15 protein-coding genes are annotated in these 19,234 nt (G+C 41.0%); 1 reads left to right on the top strand and 14 read right to left on the bottom strand.

All coding sequences use genetic code 11. From position 1 onward, the window contains the following. Positions 1-23 precede the first annotated feature (23 nt). The 6 genes from ACFQ4X_RS00830 to ACFQ4X_RS00805 all read right to left on the bottom strand — a co-directional run bounded on the left by ACFQ4X_RS00830 (position 24) and on the right by ACFQ4X_RS00805 (position 6,130). Positions 24-758, bottom strand: coding sequence for an MBL fold metallo-hydrolase (locus tag ACFQ4X_RS00830; RefSeq protein ID WP_379832686.1), 735 nt, complete (start codon positions 756-758; stop codon positions 24-26). Between the two features lie 123 nt (positions 759-881). Beyond that, complete coding sequence (locus ACFQ4X_RS00825; RefSeq protein WP_379832685.1) at positions 882-1,211, bottom strand: YmaF family protein; 330 nt, start codon at positions 1,209-1,211, stop codon at positions 882-884. A 238-nt stretch (positions 1,212-1,449) separates the two neighbouring features. Further along, complete coding sequence (locus ACFQ4X_RS00820) at positions 1,450-2,277, bottom strand: carbohydrate ABC transporter permease (RefSeq protein ID WP_379832684.1); 828 nt, start codon at positions 2,275-2,277, stop codon at positions 1,450-1,452. 30 nt (positions 2,278-2,307) lie between these two features. Beyond that, positions 2,308-3,636 carry a carbohydrate ABC transporter permease gene (locus ACFQ4X_RS00815; protein ID WP_379836984.1) on the bottom strand — a complete coding sequence of 443 codons (1,329 nt, stop codon included), beginning with the start codon at positions 3,634-3,636 and terminating at the stop codon, positions 2,308-2,310. A gap of 160 nt (positions 3,637-3,796) precedes the next feature. Beyond that, positions 3,797-5,098: an ABC transporter substrate-binding protein gene (locus ACFQ4X_RS00810; RefSeq protein WP_066286650.1), complete on the bottom strand. Its 1,302-nt coding sequence runs from the start codon at positions 5,096-5,098 to the stop codon at positions 3,797-3,799. Positions 5,099-5,143: 45 nt separating this feature from the next. After that, positions 5,144-6,130 carry a LacI family DNA-binding transcriptional regulator gene (locus tag ACFQ4X_RS00805; protein WP_379832683.1) on the bottom strand — a complete coding sequence of 329 codons (987 nt, stop codon included), beginning with the start codon at positions 6,128-6,130 and terminating at the stop codon, positions 5,144-5,146. Positions 6,131-6,336: 206 nt separating this feature from the next. Here ACFQ4X_RS00805 and ACFQ4X_RS00800 point away from each other — a divergent pair, with 206 nt between their 5' ends. Next, entirely contained in the window at positions 6,337-7,059 is a 723-nt protein-coding gene (locus ACFQ4X_RS00800) for an amino acid ABC transporter ATP-binding protein (protein ID WP_379832682.1), read from the top strand. A gap of 296 nt (positions 7,060-7,355) precedes the next feature. On the opposite strand, the gene ACFQ4X_RS00795 is transcribed toward ACFQ4X_RS00800, so the two are convergent. The 8 genes from ACFQ4X_RS00795 to hemE form a co-directional block, all read right to left on the bottom strand. Beyond that, positions 7,356-8,900: a glycine betaine ABC transporter substrate-binding protein gene (locus ACFQ4X_RS00795; protein WP_379832681.1), complete on the bottom strand. Its 1,545-nt coding sequence runs from the start codon at positions 8,898-8,900 to the stop codon at positions 7,356-7,358. Beyond that, positions 8,893-10,044: an ABC transporter ATP-binding protein gene (locus ACFQ4X_RS00790; RefSeq protein ID WP_379832680.1), complete on the bottom strand. Its 1,152-nt coding sequence runs from the start codon at positions 10,042-10,044 to the stop codon at positions 8,893-8,895. The genes ACFQ4X_RS00795 and ACFQ4X_RS00790 overlap by 8 nt, the downstream gene beginning before the upstream one ends. 654 nt (positions 10,045-10,698) lie before the next feature. Beyond that, a complete protein-coding gene (locus ACFQ4X_RS00785; RefSeq protein ID WP_379832679.1) occupies positions 10,699-12,837 on the bottom strand; it encodes a YhgE/Pip family protein in 2,139 nt (712 codons plus the stop codon). A 380-nt stretch (positions 12,838-13,217) separates the two neighbouring features. Continuing rightward, on the bottom strand, positions 13,218-13,790 hold the full coding sequence (locus ACFQ4X_RS00780) for a TetR/AcrR family transcriptional regulator (protein WP_379832678.1): 573 nt from the start codon (positions 13,788-13,790) through the stop codon (positions 13,218-13,220). After that, complete coding sequence (locus ACFQ4X_RS00775) at positions 13,790-15,067, bottom strand: ATP-binding protein (RefSeq protein WP_379832677.1); 1,278 nt, start codon at positions 15,065-15,067, stop codon at positions 13,790-13,792. Before ACFQ4X_RS00775 ends, ACFQ4X_RS00780 begins: the two co-directional genes overlap by 1 nt. Positions 15,068-15,167: 100 nt before the next feature. After that, complete coding sequence (hemY, locus tag ACFQ4X_RS00770) at positions 15,168-16,583, bottom strand: protoporphyrinogen oxidase (protein WP_379832676.1); 1,416 nt, start codon at positions 16,581-16,583, stop codon at positions 15,168-15,170. 5 nt (positions 16,584-16,588) lie between these two features. Next, complete coding sequence (hemH, locus tag ACFQ4X_RS00765) at positions 16,589-17,530, bottom strand: ferrochelatase (RefSeq protein WP_379832675.1); 942 nt, start codon at positions 17,528-17,530, stop codon at positions 16,589-16,591. Positions 17,531-17,535: 5 nt separating this feature from the next. Continuing rightward, positions 17,536-18,564: a uroporphyrinogen decarboxylase gene (gene hemE / locus ACFQ4X_RS00760; RefSeq protein ID WP_379836982.1), complete on the bottom strand. Its 1,029-nt coding sequence runs from the start codon at positions 18,562-18,564 to the stop codon at positions 17,536-17,538. Between the last annotated feature and the right edge of the window lie 670 nt (positions 18,565-19,234).

Here is a 19,234-nt window from a genome sequence, read left to right as displayed (position 1 = left end):
TTCTCCTCTTTCAGTCCCTATCTTTAAGCTCCCCACGTCCAGCCGGATGAGGCAAGCTCCACTTTATTGTTATACACCTCTTTTGCCTCTGTGACAAGCTGTGATAACTGACCAAAATGAGGAAGATGTGTGAGCAGAAGCTGACGGACTTCTGATTGCTGGGCGAGCTTACCGCAATCTTCAGATGTCATGTGGCCAGGACCGCTTCCATCCATTCCCTTATAAAAGTTGCATTCAGCAATAAGAAGATCAGCATTCTGGCTGAAAGGTACCAGTTCCGGAATAAATGCAGTATCCGCGGTATAGACGATCGTATCTTTCCCATCTGTTATACGCATCGCATAACAAACAGCGGCATGCTTCGTCAGCTGAAATGTAATCGTAAACGGACCAACTTTTAATTCACCAAAAGGATCATATGCGACTCCTTTTGTATGCTGAAGATGAGTCAGTGAAAGCAACCCTGCTTCATCTTCGTTATGGCCATAAATCGGAAGTGTCTTAATCCCTTCCTGTAAAAAAGATTGGATAAGGCGGCTATATTGAAGTACTCCAATATCTGCAACATGGTCAGCATGGTAATGAGAGATAACCACCGCATCCAGCTCTTCTGGTTTTATGTACTTTTGCAACTGGGAAAGTACACCGCTTCCGCAATCTACAAGAAGGTTAAAGCCTTCACATTGTAAAAGATAGCCTGATGTAGCTTCCCCTGCACCAGGATATCCGCCCCAGTAGCCTAAAACAGTAAGTTTCATGTAAAATTCCTCCGATTTTGTTTGGATATCTTCAGATTATCAGAATCAAGTTTAGTCTTCCATTTTCCAAAATAAAAAAACACCGAAAAAAAATCGGTGTTTCCTTATATAATTACTCACTTATTAACCAGAAACATTTTTCCCCGTCCAACCCGAATACTGATGTGTATGCCCATCATTAAAAGTAGTTGTCCCTGTTATCATATGATAATGTGTTCCATCCGCTGAATAGATGGGTGGCCCGGTTGTTCCAGAGAAACGGTGTACATGACCGTCATCAAATGTAGTTGTTCCTTCATAGTTATGAACATGCCCCATTGTGTTTTTAACTGGGCTTGTCGTCCCTTGTACAGTATGTGAATGCCCATCATTAACTGAAGTCTGAGTAGAATATTGATGAACATGCACGTTTCTGCCCATCCATTTCATTTGTTCAATATCATGATCGTGCACAATACTTCCTCCTTCCTTACATTTAATCTCTCCTATTTCTATGTACGTTTTTTCAAAAAATACATAAAGAAAACTTGGCTGACGCCAAGCCTTTCAGTCAGCCTTAGTTGACCTTATACTTTGTACATAAACTTGTTTGCCACGTCGAATATCATCCCCTTAACAAGTTATGATTTTTAAAAGTGAAACAAAAAACCCTGCAGCTAATTTAAGCTGCAGGGTTTCCAAAACAAGATTTCTATTCTTTTACCGCACCGGATGTCAGTCCGGAAACAATCTTACGCTGGAACGCAAGAACCATAATTACAAGTGGGACCGTTACGATAACTGTTGCAGCCGTAACTTCACCCCACGGAATCGTGAACTGTCCTTCAAACATCGCGATACCGACCGGAACGGTTTTATAAGCATCATCCGTGTTGATCGTTAACGCGAACAGGAACTCGTTCCATGCTGAGATGAACACAAGGATCGCTGTTGTGAAAATCCCTGGAATCGCAAGCGGCAGGATAACTCTCCAATAGGTTTGCATCAAGGATGCACCGTCGATCTTCGCCGCTTCTTCTAAATCAAACGGAATCTTCCGGAAGAACGTTACAAGCAGCCAGATTGAAAGCGGCAAGGTAAACGTCGTATAAGGAATGATCAAACCAAGATAGCTGTTCGTCAATCCAAGGTTCTTCAATACAATATAGATCGGTGAAATCGTTGCAATCTGCGGAAACATCGAAACAGATAGCACCAAACCTAAGATAAATGTTTTGCCTTTAAACTTTAAGCGTGCGATCGCATAAGCCGCAAAGCTAGCAACAAGAACGGCATAGATTGTTGTAATCGTTGAAACCACCAAGCTGTTCCACAGATATTTTAAGAATGGGTAGTTCACAAATACAGATTCGTAATTTTCAAGAGTCATATTATCCGTAAACGGTATGAACGCACGATCGCCAAACAATTCAGCAACCGGTTTAATCGAGCTTGCCAGTACCCATAAAAACGGAAACATGACAAGGAAGACAAACAATGTTAGAAATACGTAAAACATTGGACCCGCTTTTTTGTTCATTTCCTATTCACTCCTTATGTTTTCCGTTTTTTACTTATCATTTAAAAGATCTCGGCCTAAAAACTTAATATAGATCATCGAGATAATCGCCACACAGATAAACACAATAACGGACAACGCCGACCCTTCACCGAAATTGGTTTGTGCAAACATAACTTTATAAGCTAATATTGAGATCGTTTCAGTAGAGTTCGCTGGACCTCCGCCTGTTAAAACGTAGATCAAATCAAACACACGGAATGCATCCAGTGTACGGAACAATAATGCAACAAGAATGCTAGACTTTAATAACGGCAATGTGATTTTTAAAAACTGTTTCCACTTACTCGCACCATCAATGGCTGCTGCTTCATAAAGGGAACTTGGAATGGTCTGTAATCCAGCCAGTAAGAGCAACGCCATATAAGGTGTTGTTTTCCATACATCTGCAAAAATTACCGAGAACATGGCACCATTGCTGCTGGTTAACAAATCTGTCATTCGGTCAAAAAGACCAATACTTTCAAATGCCTTCGCAACAATCCCGTTTTGACCATCGTATAAATACTTCCACATGAATGCCGAAACTGCCGTCGGAATAGCCCATGGTATGAGGATTGTCGCACGGACAAGCCCTCTTCCGAAGAACGCCTTGTTAATCAGGATCGCAATTGCAAGGCCAATCACAAGCTCAGCGAAAACAGAGATCACAGTAAAGACTGTAGTATTTGAGATCGCCTTCCACATACGTCCGTCTGATAAATTTTCTTTATAATGTTTGAGTCCGATAAAGTTCGGTGTGATAACAGAATCACTTAATGAAGAAGATAAACCGATAACATCATCGGGATTTTTCAGCTCGCCTTTCAGCTCACGTACTCGATCTGTCGTATCATCCACCGTCTTTTCAAGATCAAGAGCTACATCTTTGTCCAGCTCAGCAACAGCAAGATCCTCACTGACAGGCTTCATGACCATCAGTTTTTCGTCAACCTGATCATATTGATCCTTCAGTTCACCGTCTTTCTTTAACTCTGAATCTATTTTTTCTAGATTTGCCTGAATCGCCTCTAGTTCTTCTTTTGTTTTTCCAGAAGCCTCTCCTATTTCTTCATCAAGAGAATTCATTAAAAAAGGATAGTTGTCCAGGTAAGTATGGAGATTCACACTGTAAGAAGTATGAGCCTCAGATTTTGCTGGATTATTAAGTCTTAAGTCAAACATGCTGTAATAAAAAGATTGGAAAACAGGCCAAATCGCAATGACAAAAATAAGAATCATGGCAGGTGCAATAAGCAGATATCCGATTGAACGTTCAGACAGCTTCTTTTTGCTCTTTGTTTTCGTTTTTGCCTCAATAGGTTTTGGGTTATTAGGCATTAAGTTAGGTTTCAAAAGGGTCAGCTCCTTGCTTTTCGAATGCAATCGACGGACGGGCGTTGAAACGTCCATCCATTTCACTCTTATGGAATCGATACCAGCTATAGAGAAAGGGGAGCCTTCATCACAGAAGGCCAGCCCCTATTTCCAAAATAATTGATTATTTTTCAAGCTTCTCTGAAATTTCTTTTTGCATATTCTTTGCAGCTTCTTCAGGTGTAATCTTTTTAGCGATAGCTTGAGATACCTGAACTTGGATGATGTCAGAAATCTCAGGGTAGTTCGGAGCTACCGGACGAGATACCGCAGCTTCAAGAGCTTTTACAAATCCTTCATCCTTGTAGTAAGGGTTTGCTTTTAGAATTTCTTCATCTTCGTAAAGAGAAAGAATCGTTGGTGCATGTCCGCCTTTGATCGCGTCGATCTTCTGTCCTTCTTCACCAGCCATAAAGCTTAAGAACTTCCATGCTTCTTCAGGATGCTTGGTGTTCTTGTTAATACCAGCCATCCATCCGCCAAGTGTTGCTGCAGATCCTGCATCTCCAGCTGGAAGTGGAGCAGCTGCTACTTTACCTGCGATTTTAGATTGCGACTCATCGTTTGCTAACGCATATTGATATGGCCAGTTACGAATCAAACCAGCTTGACCGTTGATGAATGCTGTATGAGATTCTGGCTCAGCAAATGTTGTGATGTTTTGCGGTACAACATCAGAGTTTACGATCTCTACTAGCTTAGAGATCCCTTTGATCGCTTCTGGAGAATCTACTTTCACTTCACCATTTTCGTCGATGATTTCTCCGCCGTAAGAAGCGATGAATTCAACAGCGTTACATACAAGTCCTTCATACTGCTTCGCTTGCATCAAGTAACCGAACTGTGTTCCGCCTTGACCTTTAGTTTCCTTCGCTTTCGCTAAAAGCTCGTCCCACGTTTTTGGAACTTCACCTTCTGGAACTAGATCTGTACGGTAGAAAAGCATTCCTGCATCAATGAACTTAGGAAGTGCCCACTGCTTGCCCTTAAACTTGGCAGCGCTGATCGCACCTTCGTTATAGGCTCCTACGTCAACACCATCTTTTTCGATAAAACGATCAAGCGGCATCAAGAATCCAGCTTGTGCGAATTCAGCAGGCCAGATAACATCCAGGTCAATAACATCGATCTCATCGGAATTTGCATTAAATGCAGTTACGTAAGCATCATGCTGTTTTCCTGTATCTGCTGGCATTTCTTTAAACTCCACGTCAATGTTAGGGTATTTTTTTTCAAAAGCTTCCACCATTGCTGTAGTCCCTTGTGTATCATCCTTACCACGCGCATAAACGATTTTTACTTTTTCGTCTTTATCCCCGCCGCCAGAATTGCTGCTGCCTTCCTCTTTGTCTGAGCAAGCTGCAAGCACAAGTGAAAGCGCAAGTGAAGTCGAAATCACTTTTGAAATCTTCTTAAGCTTTTTCATTGTTATATCCCCCTACTCTCCTGTTTTGTAAACGATTTCATTTTGTTATGTGGAACAACGTTGAATCAGTTTTAAAGGCAAAATGACTTCTTTTCTAACAGATGTCCTCTTTGATTTAATTGATTCAATCATTAATTCCATCGCCTGCCGTGCAATTGTCTCAATCGGCTGCTCGACAGTAGTCAATTCCATCAGTTCTGCTAGAGGCTGATTATCAAATCCAATAACGGCTAGATCTTCAGGCACCTTCCACCCCGCATCTGATGCAGCCTTAACAATTCCTGCAGCTACCTCATCACTTCCAGTAAAAAGGGCTTGTGGTGGATCTGACAGTTTCTTCAGAGCCTCGAACGTCCTTTTACCGTCTTGCACACTGTAAGCACCACCGAAATACCATTCATCCTTCATCTGAAGTCCAGCTTCATTCAGTGCCTTCAAAAAACCGATTCTTCTGTCATGCGCAACTCTTGAACTCTTATGGTCACCCGTACAATACCCAAGTTTTGTATATCCCTGTTCGATCAAGTGCTTCGTTCCTATGTAACCGCCTTTGATCTGGTCTAAAAAAACAAGGGGAACTTGTGCCGAGTCAGAGTATTCGTTGCATACAACAATAGGACCGTAAGCCAAATAAGGTTCAATCTCACTCCAGTCATTTTCGATTGACGTCAGAATCAAACCATCTACCTGCTTTGTTTTTAAAAGCTCCAAAAAGTTGCGCTCTTGTTCCTTTTTATAACGTGTCTGGCACAAAATCAGCTGATAGCCTTTTTTGGCAGCCTCTTTTTCCATCACTTCAACTAAATGACTGAAAAAGGGATTCGTGATGCGAGGAACATAGACGGCAATCGTTTCTGTTTGCTGTCTTCGCAATCTTCTTGCTGATGAATTTGGAACATAGTTGAGTTCTTGCATAGCATTTGACACAAGCCGCTTTTTTTCTTCTGTTACATACGGATGCTGGTTGATCACCCTTGAAACAGTTGTGCGGGACAGCCCTGCCAATTTCGCCACATCTTGAATGGTTGCCATCAGATTCTCCTCTTTAGAACTTTCTGGAATCGAAATCATGAAATCGTTTTCATATTCAGAGTATAGTTTAACTTTCAACTGCAGGTCAATGCCTTTTTTCAGAAAGTTTTGTAATTAAAGATTTGAATTAAAGCAGGACTTTAATCGAAACAAACGAACTTATGATAAAATACATAAACGAGTTGTTACATGAAAGGAGCCGGACAATGATTAAAGTAAAAAACTTAAAAAAGTCCTTCGGCGATCTCGAAGTACTCAAGGACATCAACGCTGAAATTAAACCACAAGAAGTAGTATGTGTAATCGGTCCTTCTGGCTCAGGAAAGAGTACCTTTCTCCGCTGCATCAATAAGCTGGAGGAAATTACAGGCGGTCAAGTTCTAGTAGATGGCACAGATATTACTGATCCCAAAGCAAACATTAATAAGATACGGGAAGAAGTAGGAATGGTATTCCAGCAGTTCAACCTCTTTCCGCATAAAACAGTATTAGAGAACGTTACACTTGCTCCACTCAAAGTAAGGAATGCAAGCAAAGAAGAAGTTAGGGACAAAGCATTGAAACTGCTCGCAAAGGTAGGTTTGCAGGATAAAGCGAACGCCTATCCTTCTCAATTGAGCGGAGGGCAAAAACAGCGTGTCGCGATTGCCCGCGCACTGGCAATGGACCCGAAAATCATGCTTTTTGATGAACCTACTTCCGCACTTGATCCAGAAATGGTCGGAGAAGTTTTAGAAGTAATGAAGGATCTCGCACGGGAAGGAATGACGATGGTCGTTGTGACTCACGAAATGGGCTTTGCTCGCGAAGTTGGCGACCGGGTGATTTTCATGGACGGCGGGTATATTGTTGAGGAAAATGTCCCTTCTGAATTATTTGGTGACCCTCAGCATGAACGGACGAAGCTGTTTTTAAGTAAAGTGTTATAATAAATTGAGGTGAAACCAGCTTTCTCTATGATGGGAGCTGGTTTTTTTTTGCATTCTAGAGGTTTGCTGTAGAATACCTCTGGTCGTATAACATGAAGTTTATAAGCTGTAATTGAACGTTTATAAGCCGTAAAATATTTTTATAAGCTGTAAAAATATTTTATAAGCTGTAATTTACCATTTATAGACTTTTCGACAAACTTAGCCCTAATCATATTCAAAAATACCCCTCACACCAGTCCTGAAATTTTCCTTAATAAAAAACTGGACCCCATCCGGGATCCAGTTCATACTAATTATTTGATTAGCCCTTTACTCTCCAAGAAATCTTTGGCTACTTCACGCGGATCTTCTTTATCCAAGTCAACCTTTGCGTTCATTTCAGCCATATCTTTCTCAGAAATCTTACCTTCAAGCTCATTTAACACGCCTTCAAGCTCCGGATATTCTTTCAATGTATCCTCTCTAACGATCGGAGCAGCAAAATAAGGCGGGAAGAACTTCTTGTCATCTTTTAATGTCTCTAAATTAAAGCGGACAATCCTGCCATCTGTTGTAAACGCTGGAACCGCGTCTACTTTTCCTTCTTTTACTGCAGTATACATTAAGTTCGGATCGAGGCTTCTTTTCACTTTAAAGTTTAAGCCATACGTTTTTACAAACGGTTTGTACCCGTCTTCACGTTCAAAAAACTCTGTCGGTCCGCCAAATGAGACTTCATCTGAAATCGGTGCTAATTCTGAGATTGTCTTTACATTTATTTGTTTTGCTTTGTCAAGATTTAAAGCTAATGCATAGGTGTTCTCAAACCCTAATGGCTTTGTCCACTTCAGGTTATATTTTTCCGCATAGCCTTTTTTAACAGTGTCGTAGATTTCTTCAGGACTCATGCCTGGATCATACTTTTCTTTTAAGATGGTTAAATACCCTGTTCCGGTGTACTCAACATACATATCAATGTCGCCCTTTTTAATTGCTTCTGTTAAGATAGGCGTCTCCCCAATCGCTTCTTTAACGGTTACGGGATAATCCGTTTTATCTTTTATATATTCTGAAATGATGTATGGAAGTATATATTGCTCTGTCCATTTCTTACCTGTAATTACAATGGCATCTTCGTCTCCGCCTCCGCGCAATGCAAAAAATAGAACGAGAGCTGCAATAGGAATACCAATAAATAGCGGAAGTTTCCACGAACCACGTTTTTTTGCTGATGTTTTAGGCTCAGTAGCCATTTCAATTCTACGCAATATAAAATCAAAAAGGATTGCTAATAATGCCGCTGGAATAGCTCCTGCTAAAACAAGTTCGTTACGTGTTGTCGATAGACCGCGGTAGATCAGATCTCCAAGTCCGCCTGCACCAATGAATGCAGCTAACGTAGCCACACCAATGGTTAAAACTGTTGCGGTTCTCAGACCTGCCATAATGATAGGCAGTGCCAATGGCAGTTCGATCATTCTTAAAATTTGAGAATTGGTCATTCCCATTCCTTTACCTGCTTCAACGACTGATTTGTCTACTCCCGTAATACCTGTGTACGTATTCCGTAAAATTGGCAATAGGGCATAAACCGTCAGTGCGATGATAGCCGTAGTGCTTCCGATCCCAAAGACAGGGAGCAAGAATCCAAACAAAGCCAAACTCGGTATCGTTTGAAAAACAGCTGTTACCCCAATAATTGGTTCTGCCACTCTTTTTTGTCTAGAAATAAAAATCCCTAGCGGAATTGCAATGACAGTAGCTATTAGAATTGAAACAAGAGATAAGAATAAATGCTGCTGCAATCCTACTAAAATTTCAGGCCAGCGGTTAACTAAAGTTTCTAGTAAATTATTCATCACGCTTACCTCCTTCAAGAGGCTTTTGTGCAGTGATGTTTAATCCAGCAAGTCCCCTCATCATTGTCGCACGTGTGATGATTCCTAATAGTTTTCCTTCTTCTAATACTGGGATCATGTTTACATGATTGGTCGCAAAAATTTCTGCCACTTCTGTATAAGATGCATCTGGAGTAACCGTGGCAATTTCTTTCTCCATTAGATCTCCGACTGTTTTATCTTCCTCTGCATAATGTCTTTCAATGCTTTCAAGTGTAATAATGCCAAGCAGCTTATTTTGCTGGTCGGTAATAAGAAGGCTGTCTACCCCATAACGTTTCATCATTTTCAAAGCTTCAGCAAGCCCTCTCGAATGTTTTGATGTAATAGGATGCTTTCTCATCAAATCAACAGCTTCAGGCATGGCAGCCTCTGAAGAGAGCCTATTCTCTCCAATAAATCCTTTAACAAAATCATTAGCAGGATGACGAAGAATTCGTTCAGGCGTATCGAACTGAATGATTTCCCCTTTATTTAAAATCGCGATCCGGTCTGCAATCTTAATCGCTTCATCCATATCATGCGTTACAAATACGATCGTTTTTTTAATCGTATCCTGCAATTTAACAAGTTCATCCTGAAGCTGTTCTCTGCTGATAGGATCAAGCGCGGAGAACGGTTCATCCATCAAGATGATAGGAGGTTCAGCTGCTAGGGCACGAATAACCCCTATACGCTGCTGCTGACCGCCGCTTAGCTCAGAAGGATAGCGTTTTCTGAAGGTTTTAGGGTCCAACCCTACCAAATCAAGCAATTCATCTACTCTGCCGTCATATTTTTCTTTCTCCCAGCCTTTTAAGCGCGGAACGAGAGAAATATTGTCTTCAATCGTCATGTGAGGCAGAAGTCCGATCTGCTGAATCACGTATCCGATATTCCTTCTCAGCTCAACGGGGTTTTGGTTTGCAATGTCCTCTTCATCAATTAAAATAGTTCCTTTTGATGGTTCTATCAAACGGTTTATCATTCGCATGGTTGTTGTTTTACCACAACCACTAGGCCCGATTAACGCGACTAACTCCCCTTTTTTTACCTGAAAGTCAATGTTCTTCAAAGCCTCAAAACCGTCAGGGAACGTTTTCCCTACGTTTTTGAAAGTAATCAAGTGCGGTTCTCTCCTTTACGTAAAATAAGCTGCATCCATTAGAATGTCCAATTATTATCTTTCCCTTGCTCGCTTGCTAAAAAACCACTTTTTTAAGACTGGACGAAAACTTCGCTGCTATGGGAAGCGGTTGATTCCCGGTCCAGGCTCCTCGCTTTCCGCCGGGCGTGCGGTGAGCCCGCAAAAGTCTCGCACCTTGCACTCCAATCAACCTGCCAAAGGGACAATTATACGAAATAACCTGTTGATCTAGGCTTTACGGTACGTGTTCTTTTATATATTACACGTTCGCTCAAAATTCTCGTTTTTCGCTCAAAATGTCTGAGTTACGCTCAAATAAGTACTAGTTTTGCTCAAAAAAGCTCCGTACCGCTCAACTTTTCCCACCAGGGCTCAAACTAGGGTTTACTTCTGCAACCATACCTATCTTTCTAAAGAAGCAACCCGTATTCACTTACCTAATTCTAATGAAACGGTTAAAATAATGGGCAAACCATTCAGTTTTTTCTTGCAGGAGGTCTAATTGTGGACAGAAATCACTTTTGTAAAAATAACCGGTTAAAACCTAGTAACCTCCTTCCCGGATATCCTACTACACATGTATTCGAACAAAAAAACACTTGGATTTACGTCTCCAAGTGTTTTTCCTAATCATTAAGCTGCAAGCTCATCTGTTTGTCTATTCTTGTTTCTCATCTGTATTGCAAAATAAGTCCATGTTCCGACCATACATAGAACCATACATCCTGCTAATACCCATACGTTGAAAGTAAAACTGTTCATGTCTCCGCTTGAGATTACTGCTTTAAAGCCTGATACAGAGTAAGTCATCGGAAGCCATGTGTTGAAGATTTGCAGTCCGTCTGGGATAAGTTCCAGCGGGAATGTACCTGCACTCGTTGTCAGCTGAAGAATCAAAATAATAATCGCAACAAATCGCCCTGGATCCCCTAAAACGGTTACGAGCAATTGAACTAGTGCTAAAAACGTCAGACTTGTGATTACGCTAAGTCCGATAAACGCCGGCAGATTGCTTACTTCGATATTTAAACCGAATAGCAGCACTGCATCAGCAATCAATGCTTGAACAACACCAACTGCAGCTAAGAATGAAAACTTGCTCGCAAACCATCCAAAACCTGAACGAGGTTCTCCTGCTTTATCACGCAATGGGAACACAATCGACATCAATAATGCACCGACAAATAAACCTAACGATAAGAAATAAGGAGCAAAACCAGTACCGTAGTTCGGAACATCAGAAAAACTCTTTGTTTTTACAGAAACAGGGTTGGCAATTCGTTCAAACATTTCACTATCTGGATCAAGCTCTCCTGTTTTGTCTGCGGCTTCACTCAATTTAGAAGATAATTGCCCGCTTCCTTCAAGGAGCTTTTGTTCTCCGTCATGAATTTCGTTTACATGACCTGTTACCTCTTGCCAGCCTGAAGATACAGTTGCCGTTCCATCCGCAAGCTTGCCGCTTGCATCTAGTAATGCTTGAGACCCAGCAGCTGCTTCACCTAGTTTAGACTGGAATGTTTGCGTTCCTGCGTTTACTTTAGCCTGGCCGCTCGCAAGCTGGCCAACACCATCCACTAATTTCAGCTGTCCATTATGCAGCTGTTCTGACCCTTTTGCCACAGCCGTTTGGGAATCGCTTAATTTTTTGGCACCAGCTGATAGTTCGTTGGCTCCCCCAGCAATTTTGCCAGTTGCAGCCGTTAATCCATCCAGACCATTATTCACACCACCACTAATAGCGGCAATTTGTTTTAAAGAAGCTGCTATTTCTTCATCAGACATGTTACTTTGATTTTCGATTAAGTTGTTGATCTGTTGTTCAACTTGTTTCGATCCTGCAGTTGCTTTTTCTGCTCCTGCATCCCATTCATTCACAGAACTTGCTAAACTGCCAGCACCCGCTGCAAGCTTTTCAGCGCCGCCTTTTAAAGCAAGACTTCCATCCTTAATCTTCTCAGAACCAGCTGTCACTTTGCTGAGTCCGCTTTTTAATGATTGAGCTCCTGTGTTGATCTCTCCTGTAACAGCCGCTAACTTTTTATGCGCAGCAAGCAATTGATCCATGCCGCTGTCAAACTCCGTCATCTTAGAATTGAATAAAGCTGCCCCGCTTTCTAATTCTTTAATCTGAGGAGTTTTTTCAGTCATACCCGCAGCAAGCTCACCGCTTCCAGAAGACGCTTTTTCTAAGCCGTCTGTCACTTGATTTGATCCATCAGCCGCTTGTTCCAGACCGCCAGCAAGCTGCTCAACCTGACCAAACATCACTTCAGCATATGTTTTTGTCAGTTCATTTGAGAGACTTTCTTTCATTTTATCAACCGCGGTACCGCCGATCTGTGCAGCTAGAAAGTTAAAACCGGCATTCGGTGTGTAGATGAGCTCCGGCTTTTCTTTTTCACTTCCTGATAACGAAGTTGCTTTCTCGGAAAAGTTCTCAGGGATTTCAATCATCATATAATAATCATTATTTTCAAGCCCTTGTTTTGCATCATTCTCACTGACGAACTTCCACTCAAACTGAGGATTTTCTTTCAGTTTTTTTACAAACTCATCCCCTACATCAAGGTTGTCTCCGTTATATTCATAACCTTCATCAAGGTTAACGACTGCAACCGGCAGATCCTCCATCTTGTCATATGGATCCCAAAACGCCCATAAGAACATTCCGGTATACAGCACCGGTATAAAAAGAACGGCAAAGACCGGTAGCGCAATCTTCTTGTTCGAAAATACTGCTTTAAACTGAGCACCTATACTCTTTAACAAATGTTTTCACTCCTTATAAAATACCGTTTGACCGATTTAGTCATTTGGTCAATTTGTTGTAAAAAAAAGAGACCTCTTTCTGTCTTCTTTCCTAAAAGCTCATTTGTAAAAGTTTGTTGCTCATACATTTAAATAATGCATCATTGACTAGTTGATTGGAGCGCAAGGTGCGAGACTCCTGGGGGATTAGCGGGACAGGTGAGACTCCTAACGGCGCAAAGCGCAGAGGAGGCTCACCGCACGCCCCCCGGAAAGCGAGCATCCTGGAGCGGAAATCAACATCTTCTATTAGCAACATTATTTACACTTAGCTTTTAAAAATGACCAAAATCAAATTCTGGTCACAAATAATCTATCACGTTTTATCTATTTCTGCAACATTATATTTCTCTTCGAAGCCCATCCATAACGAACATTTCAAGAACTTCGAGCATCTTTTCTTTTTGAATCGCGGGATTATCCCTTTCCCAATCAAAAATAAGAGCCAGGTACAGTTTGACCATCATAAAAGCCACGATATCTGTGGGACAGTCCTTGATTTCACCTTTTTCAATCGCTTTATCCAGTTCCCTTTGAACAAAACTCAATACCGCTTTTTCGATTCTTTGCAGAGCATCCGTTACAGGTGATGTATTCATTTCTTTTACTTCCTGTGAAAGCTTCACAGCTAATTGATGCGTTTTCCGGAACTCAATCACTTCATATAAAGCATAATGCAGATTTTCATAAAATGGCCGGTCTTCTTTAATCGCTTTTGATGCTGCAATCTTTGTTTCTTTTACAAGGTTCGTAATAATCTCAGAAAACAACTCTTCTTTATTTGCGAAAAAAGTGTAGATGGTCCCTTTACCTACATTCGCAATTTTCGCGATCTGGTCAACCGTACTTGCCTTATAGCCAAACATTGAAAAAGAACGTTCAGCTGCTTCTAATATGCTTTTCCTGCGATCCATTACATTATCACCTCTTCTTGCAGCTGATCAGATTTCGTACATAATGGCAGAGTTAAAAGTACTCTAGTCCCTTCATTTAACTCGCTTTCATAGCGGAGTTTCCCGCTCATATCTTTAATAAGTTTAAAGGTTACCATCATTCCTAAACCTGTTCCTTTTGCTTTCGTTGTGTAAAAGGGAAGGCCAATCTGCTCAAGCTCTTTTTCAGTCATTCCTTTTCCATTATCCTCAATCGCTATGGTTATATATTTTTTTGTAACTTTATATTTGTAAATATTGATAGTACCCGCATTATCAATTGCTTCAATACCGTTCTTAATGATGTTTATAAGTCCTTGTTTGAGCTTCGGTTCGTCTGTACAGATCAAGTATGAACCAATCTCTCTTAAAGACACTTCCACATTGTGTATAGATCCATACGGAGCGGTTAATGAAACTACATCTTTTAAAATGGATTCAACATGGATACTTTCTAGTTTGGGAATATCGGGTTTCACCATTGAAAGGTAATCTGTAATAATTTTATTCGTCCGGTCCAGTTCCTCAATTAATAGCGGAGAGTGCTCTTTCAATTTTTCATCATTAGTTGTACTTCCTAAAAACTGAATCATACCTCGGATGGTTGTCATCGGATTTCTGACTTCATGTGCGATCGCTGCTGCCATTTGACCAGCAACCGCTAATTTATCCAGATAAACTGTTTCTTTTAATTGCATATTGATCTTAACAAGCCTCTCGATAAGAAAAATACACGAAAAGAAAGCAATAAGAAAACTAGAAAAATAAACAAGATAAAAATCAAGTGTCAAAAATTCCAGAAAAGAATGGATGAACAAGATATAAAATAGCGTGTAGATCACAGCAATATAGATCGCTGAAACCCACCTGCGTTTATCTTCGTCAAAGAAGCCTTGATATATTAGAGCAATCACATAAGCTAATAAAGTTAATACGACACCGAGCCATGCAAAATCCCCGCCCATTCCGCTCCTTGCTACGATAACAAATAAAGAACAGATGGCACCGGGCAGCCAGCCAGCATAAAGGGTAACAATCATAATAGGTACATTTCTGAGGTCAAAAAAAGAATCTTTAAGCGTTTCTATAGGGAACAACATACAAACTAAAGCACCAAATCCGCTTATTACCCCAAAGATAACCTTATTTTTCAAGCTTGGTATCACACCTGGGTGAAGAGGGAAGAACATATTCAAGAGGTGAGTAAACGAGAAAACGATTGCAATATTAACGAATAATGGTTCAATAAATGCCTGCATGATGCTCCCCCTTCCCTTTTTTCTTTCTTCAGTATAGCAGAATCATTCTACAAGAAAATAAGAAAAACGACAAACTTATCCATTTGCCGTTTAACAAAATTTATACTTTTATTTGGTTAAAAAGAGATTCAGCAGCCCTTTTTGCTGAATTCACACAATCCGGAAGTCCTACGCCATCATATGGGGCACCTGCAAGAAGTACACCTGGGAGCTCTTTTTCAAATGTCCCTCTAAGCTGTTTCACGTAATCTTTATGTCCCACTTCGTACTGCGGCATCGAATCGATCATACGGGAAACATAATACTTTTCAGGCTTTTCAACTACACCCATTATCTTTTTAAGATCATCCAAAACTTTTTTCAAGATCACTTCATCTGACTCATGAACGATTCCCTGATCATCAGCCCGGCCTACATAGCATCTTAGAAGAACCTTGCCTTTAGGTGTCGTATGCGGCCACTTGCGGCTTGTCCACGTACATGCTGTGATAGAAGTTTTCTCGCTTTTTGCGATGACAAATCCGGTGCCATCTAATGAAAATGATACTTCATCTTCATTAAATTCCATCGCAACTGTCGCAACAGAAGTAGGTTTCGTTTTATGAAAATGTGCCGGAAACAGCTTTTCGTTAAATAATTTTTTCGTGACTGCATAAGGCGTGGTTACGATCACGTGGTCAGCAGCTAGAATTGACCCGTCTTCCATTTTAACGGAGTAAGTCCCGTCTTCTAAACGCTCTACAGATTCAGCTTTTACACCTGTTTTTATATGTTCTTCAGGGAGAGATTCTTTAAGAGCTGATACAAAAGAAGACAGCCCGTTTTTAAATGTTAAAAATGCGCCTTTTTTATTTTCTGTCTTCTGAGTTTGTACAGGCTTTGGCTGTGATTTTTTCATACCAAGAATTAAGCTTCTATACTTCTTTTCTGTTTCAACAAATTGAGGAAAAGTAGACTGCAAGCTTAATTGATCGATCTTACCAGCATAGATTCCTGACAGCAATGGTTCGATCAGACGGTCTACTATTTCATCACCAAGACGTCTTCTAAAAAAGTGTCCAACCGATACATCTTTACTAGAATCTGAACGCTTAGGAAGAACAAGGTCAAAACCTGCTCTCGCTTTTCCAAAAATTGAAAAGAGCGGAGTGAATGCAAAGGGCATTACTTTTGTGGGAACACCCATTACCGCTCCCTCTGGAATAGGATGCAATCTCATATTATGCAAAATATAAGCTTGTCCTGTTTCATTGGAAACCAGTTCTTTTTCAAGACCAACCTCTTTAGCCAGTTCGGTCATAACCGTTTTTCGAGCCAGATAGGAATCCGGCCCCCGCTCGATTACAAATCCATTTTCCTTTATCGTTTCAATCTTTCCGCCTAGTCTGCTGCTGCTTTCAAGCAATGTAAATGTTACAGGCTTCCCTGTTTCTTTTGCATACTTTTGCACATAAAAGGCAGCGGCTAAACCTGTAATGCCGCCGCCCAAAATGATCACGTGCTTTCGCTCGCTCATCGTATTCACATTCTTTCTTTTGCTAGTGCTTTTTCAACTGTTGTTGCCAGACAGTCAATAAATTCAGGTTTTGCATTAGGCATTTCAGGACGGTAATAGTTAACGCCTAATTCGTCAGTTACTACTTTGCACTCATAGTCATTGTCATACAGAACCTCTAAGTGATCTGCAACAAATCCTACAGGACAATAGATGAAATGCTTGTAGCCTTGTTCGTTGTATAGGTCACGTGTAAGATCCTGAACATCTGGTCCAATCCATGGCTCTGGCGTATTGCCTGCACTTTGCCATCCTATTGTATAATGAGGAACCCCGGCTTCTTTTGCAATCAAATCAGCTGTTTCCTGCAATTGGATCGGGTAAGGATCTCCCATCTGCAAAATTTTCTCTGGAAGACTGTGTGCAGAAAAGATAACAACTGTTTTGTCATGTTCGCCCTCAGGAATGTTATTAAACGTTCGTTTAATTCCTTCCGACCAATATTGAATATACTTAGGCTCGTCATACCAGCTGTCAATTGTTACAAAATCGGGACCGCCGATTTTTGCTGATTCTTCTACCGCACGTCCGTTGTAAGATTTAACACTGAACGTTGAATAATGCGGAGCAAGTACAAGAGTTACAGCTTCCTCGATACCATCTTCTTTCATCTGCTGAACAGCATCTTCAATGAAAGGATCGATATGCTTTAAACCTAGGTAGCTTTTAAACTCCTTATCTGGGTAGCGGCGATTCATTTCTTCTTCTAGTTTTTGTGCCTGATCTTCTGTAATTTTTGCTAATGGAGATATTCCGCCGATCTGTTCGTATCTCTCCGTTAACTCCTGAAGCTGTTCAGGCGAAGGTTTGCGGCCTCGTCTAATGTGTGTGTAATAGCTCTCTACTTCATCCAGACTTCTTGGCGTTCCATATGCCATTACTAATAAACCAGTTTTCTTTTTCGTCACTTTAATCACCCTAGTTTTTTAGACGTGTATTCATGGACAAAGGTGGTTAATTGTTTCAATGTTGCAATGTTGACCTCAGGGAAAATACCTTTACCTACATTAAAGATAAATCCTGGCTCTTCCATACCTTCATCCAAAATTTCTTTCGTTCTTGCTTCAATTACTTCCCAAGGAGCAAGCAGGAGTGAAGGATCCAAGTTTCCTTGCAACGCCTTCGTAACACCCATCTGACGCGCTTCTCTTGGTGACAATCTCCAGTCTAGTCCAATAACATCGATAGGAAGTTCATTCCACTCCATCACAAGATGGCGTGCACCTGTTCCGTAAAGGATCAATGGAACACCTTCTCCACGAAGTTCTGAGAAGATTCGCTCCATAACAGGCATAATGTATTTTGCGTAATCCTGTTGATTTAAAGCTCCCACCCAAGAATCAAAAATTTGAAAAGCTTGCGCACCGGCTTTAATCTGAGCTTTTGCATAAGCGATCGTCATGTCTCCAAGCTTGTCCATCAGCATGAACCAGCTTTCTGAATCAGAGAACATAAGCTGCTTTGTTTTATGGTAATCCCGTGAAGGACCCCCTTCAACCATATAGCTTGCAAGCGTAAATGGAGCACCTGCAAAAGTAATGAGAGGAACTTCCAATTGCTGACGCAAAATTTTAATCGTTTCAAGTACATATGGAACATCTTTCTCAGGGTTGATCGTTCCAAGTCTTTCAACAGCCTCGCGTGTTCTTACAGGATTATCGATAACAGGTCCTACGCCTGGCTTAATCTCTACATCTACCCCGATTGCAGGAACCGGCGACATAATATCTTTGTAAAGAATCGCTGCATCAACACCGTGCTGATCAACCGGCAGCTTTGTAACGCCTGCGCACATCTCAGGTCTGTGAGTGATGTCAAACAGTGAATACTTCTCCTTCAATTTACGGTACTCAGGCTGAGAACGGCCCGCCTGTCTCATGTACCATACAGGAATATGTGAATTTTTCTCCTTACGACACGCCTTTAAAAACTCTTCATTCATTGTCAAAACGTACACACCTTTCTATCAAGACCAAAAGCTGCAGCACTATTGTTATCTCCTAGCTGCTGAAACTTAAAACCTTTAAACGTCAATATCCATACACATTGTAAGGGAATTCATAATAAAAGTATAGGCTGAAAGCTCAATTGTCATCATTTTGGCAAATTGCCCTAGTCACCCGGCAGTATAAGCTTTATATGTGAAACCTCTTAAACTGTGAATTAGGAATAATTTAAAGGCTGTTTTCGTATTCTTTGTTGCTTTTTGAAAGTAGTTGATTTCCGCTCCAGGTTGCTCGCTTTCCACGGGGGTTTCATATTCAAGGAAGCATGTGTGCTCCTGCGTCTGCTAGAAATCCTATCGAAGCGGGCTTCCTCGTCGCATGCCTTGCGAGAAGAGTACTCACGTAGTTGGCACGCACCTTGCGCTCCAATCAACTTGCAAACTGTGAGATAGAAAAAAGTCAAAAGCAACATTTTTTGAGAAGAGCCATTTAAAAATTCAGCTCTTTCCACAAAATCCCATACGCGCTGCAAATCCTCTTCCTCTATTACCTTAGTCGTATGCCAGCACTATAACTTCAGGCTAAAAAATATAAGATAAAGCACTATCTTTCAGGAATTCCATTGACTCATTTTTAGGACAATTGTTTAATGACTGTAATAAAAGT

Source organism: Fictibacillus halophilus, assembly GCF_042680145.1.
GTDB lineage: Bacteria > Bacillota > Bacilli > Bacillales > Fictibacillaceae > Fictibacillus > Fictibacillus halophilus_A.
Note: the sequence above shows the minus strand (reverse complement) of the source record. Positions and strands in the feature narration are given on the sequence as shown.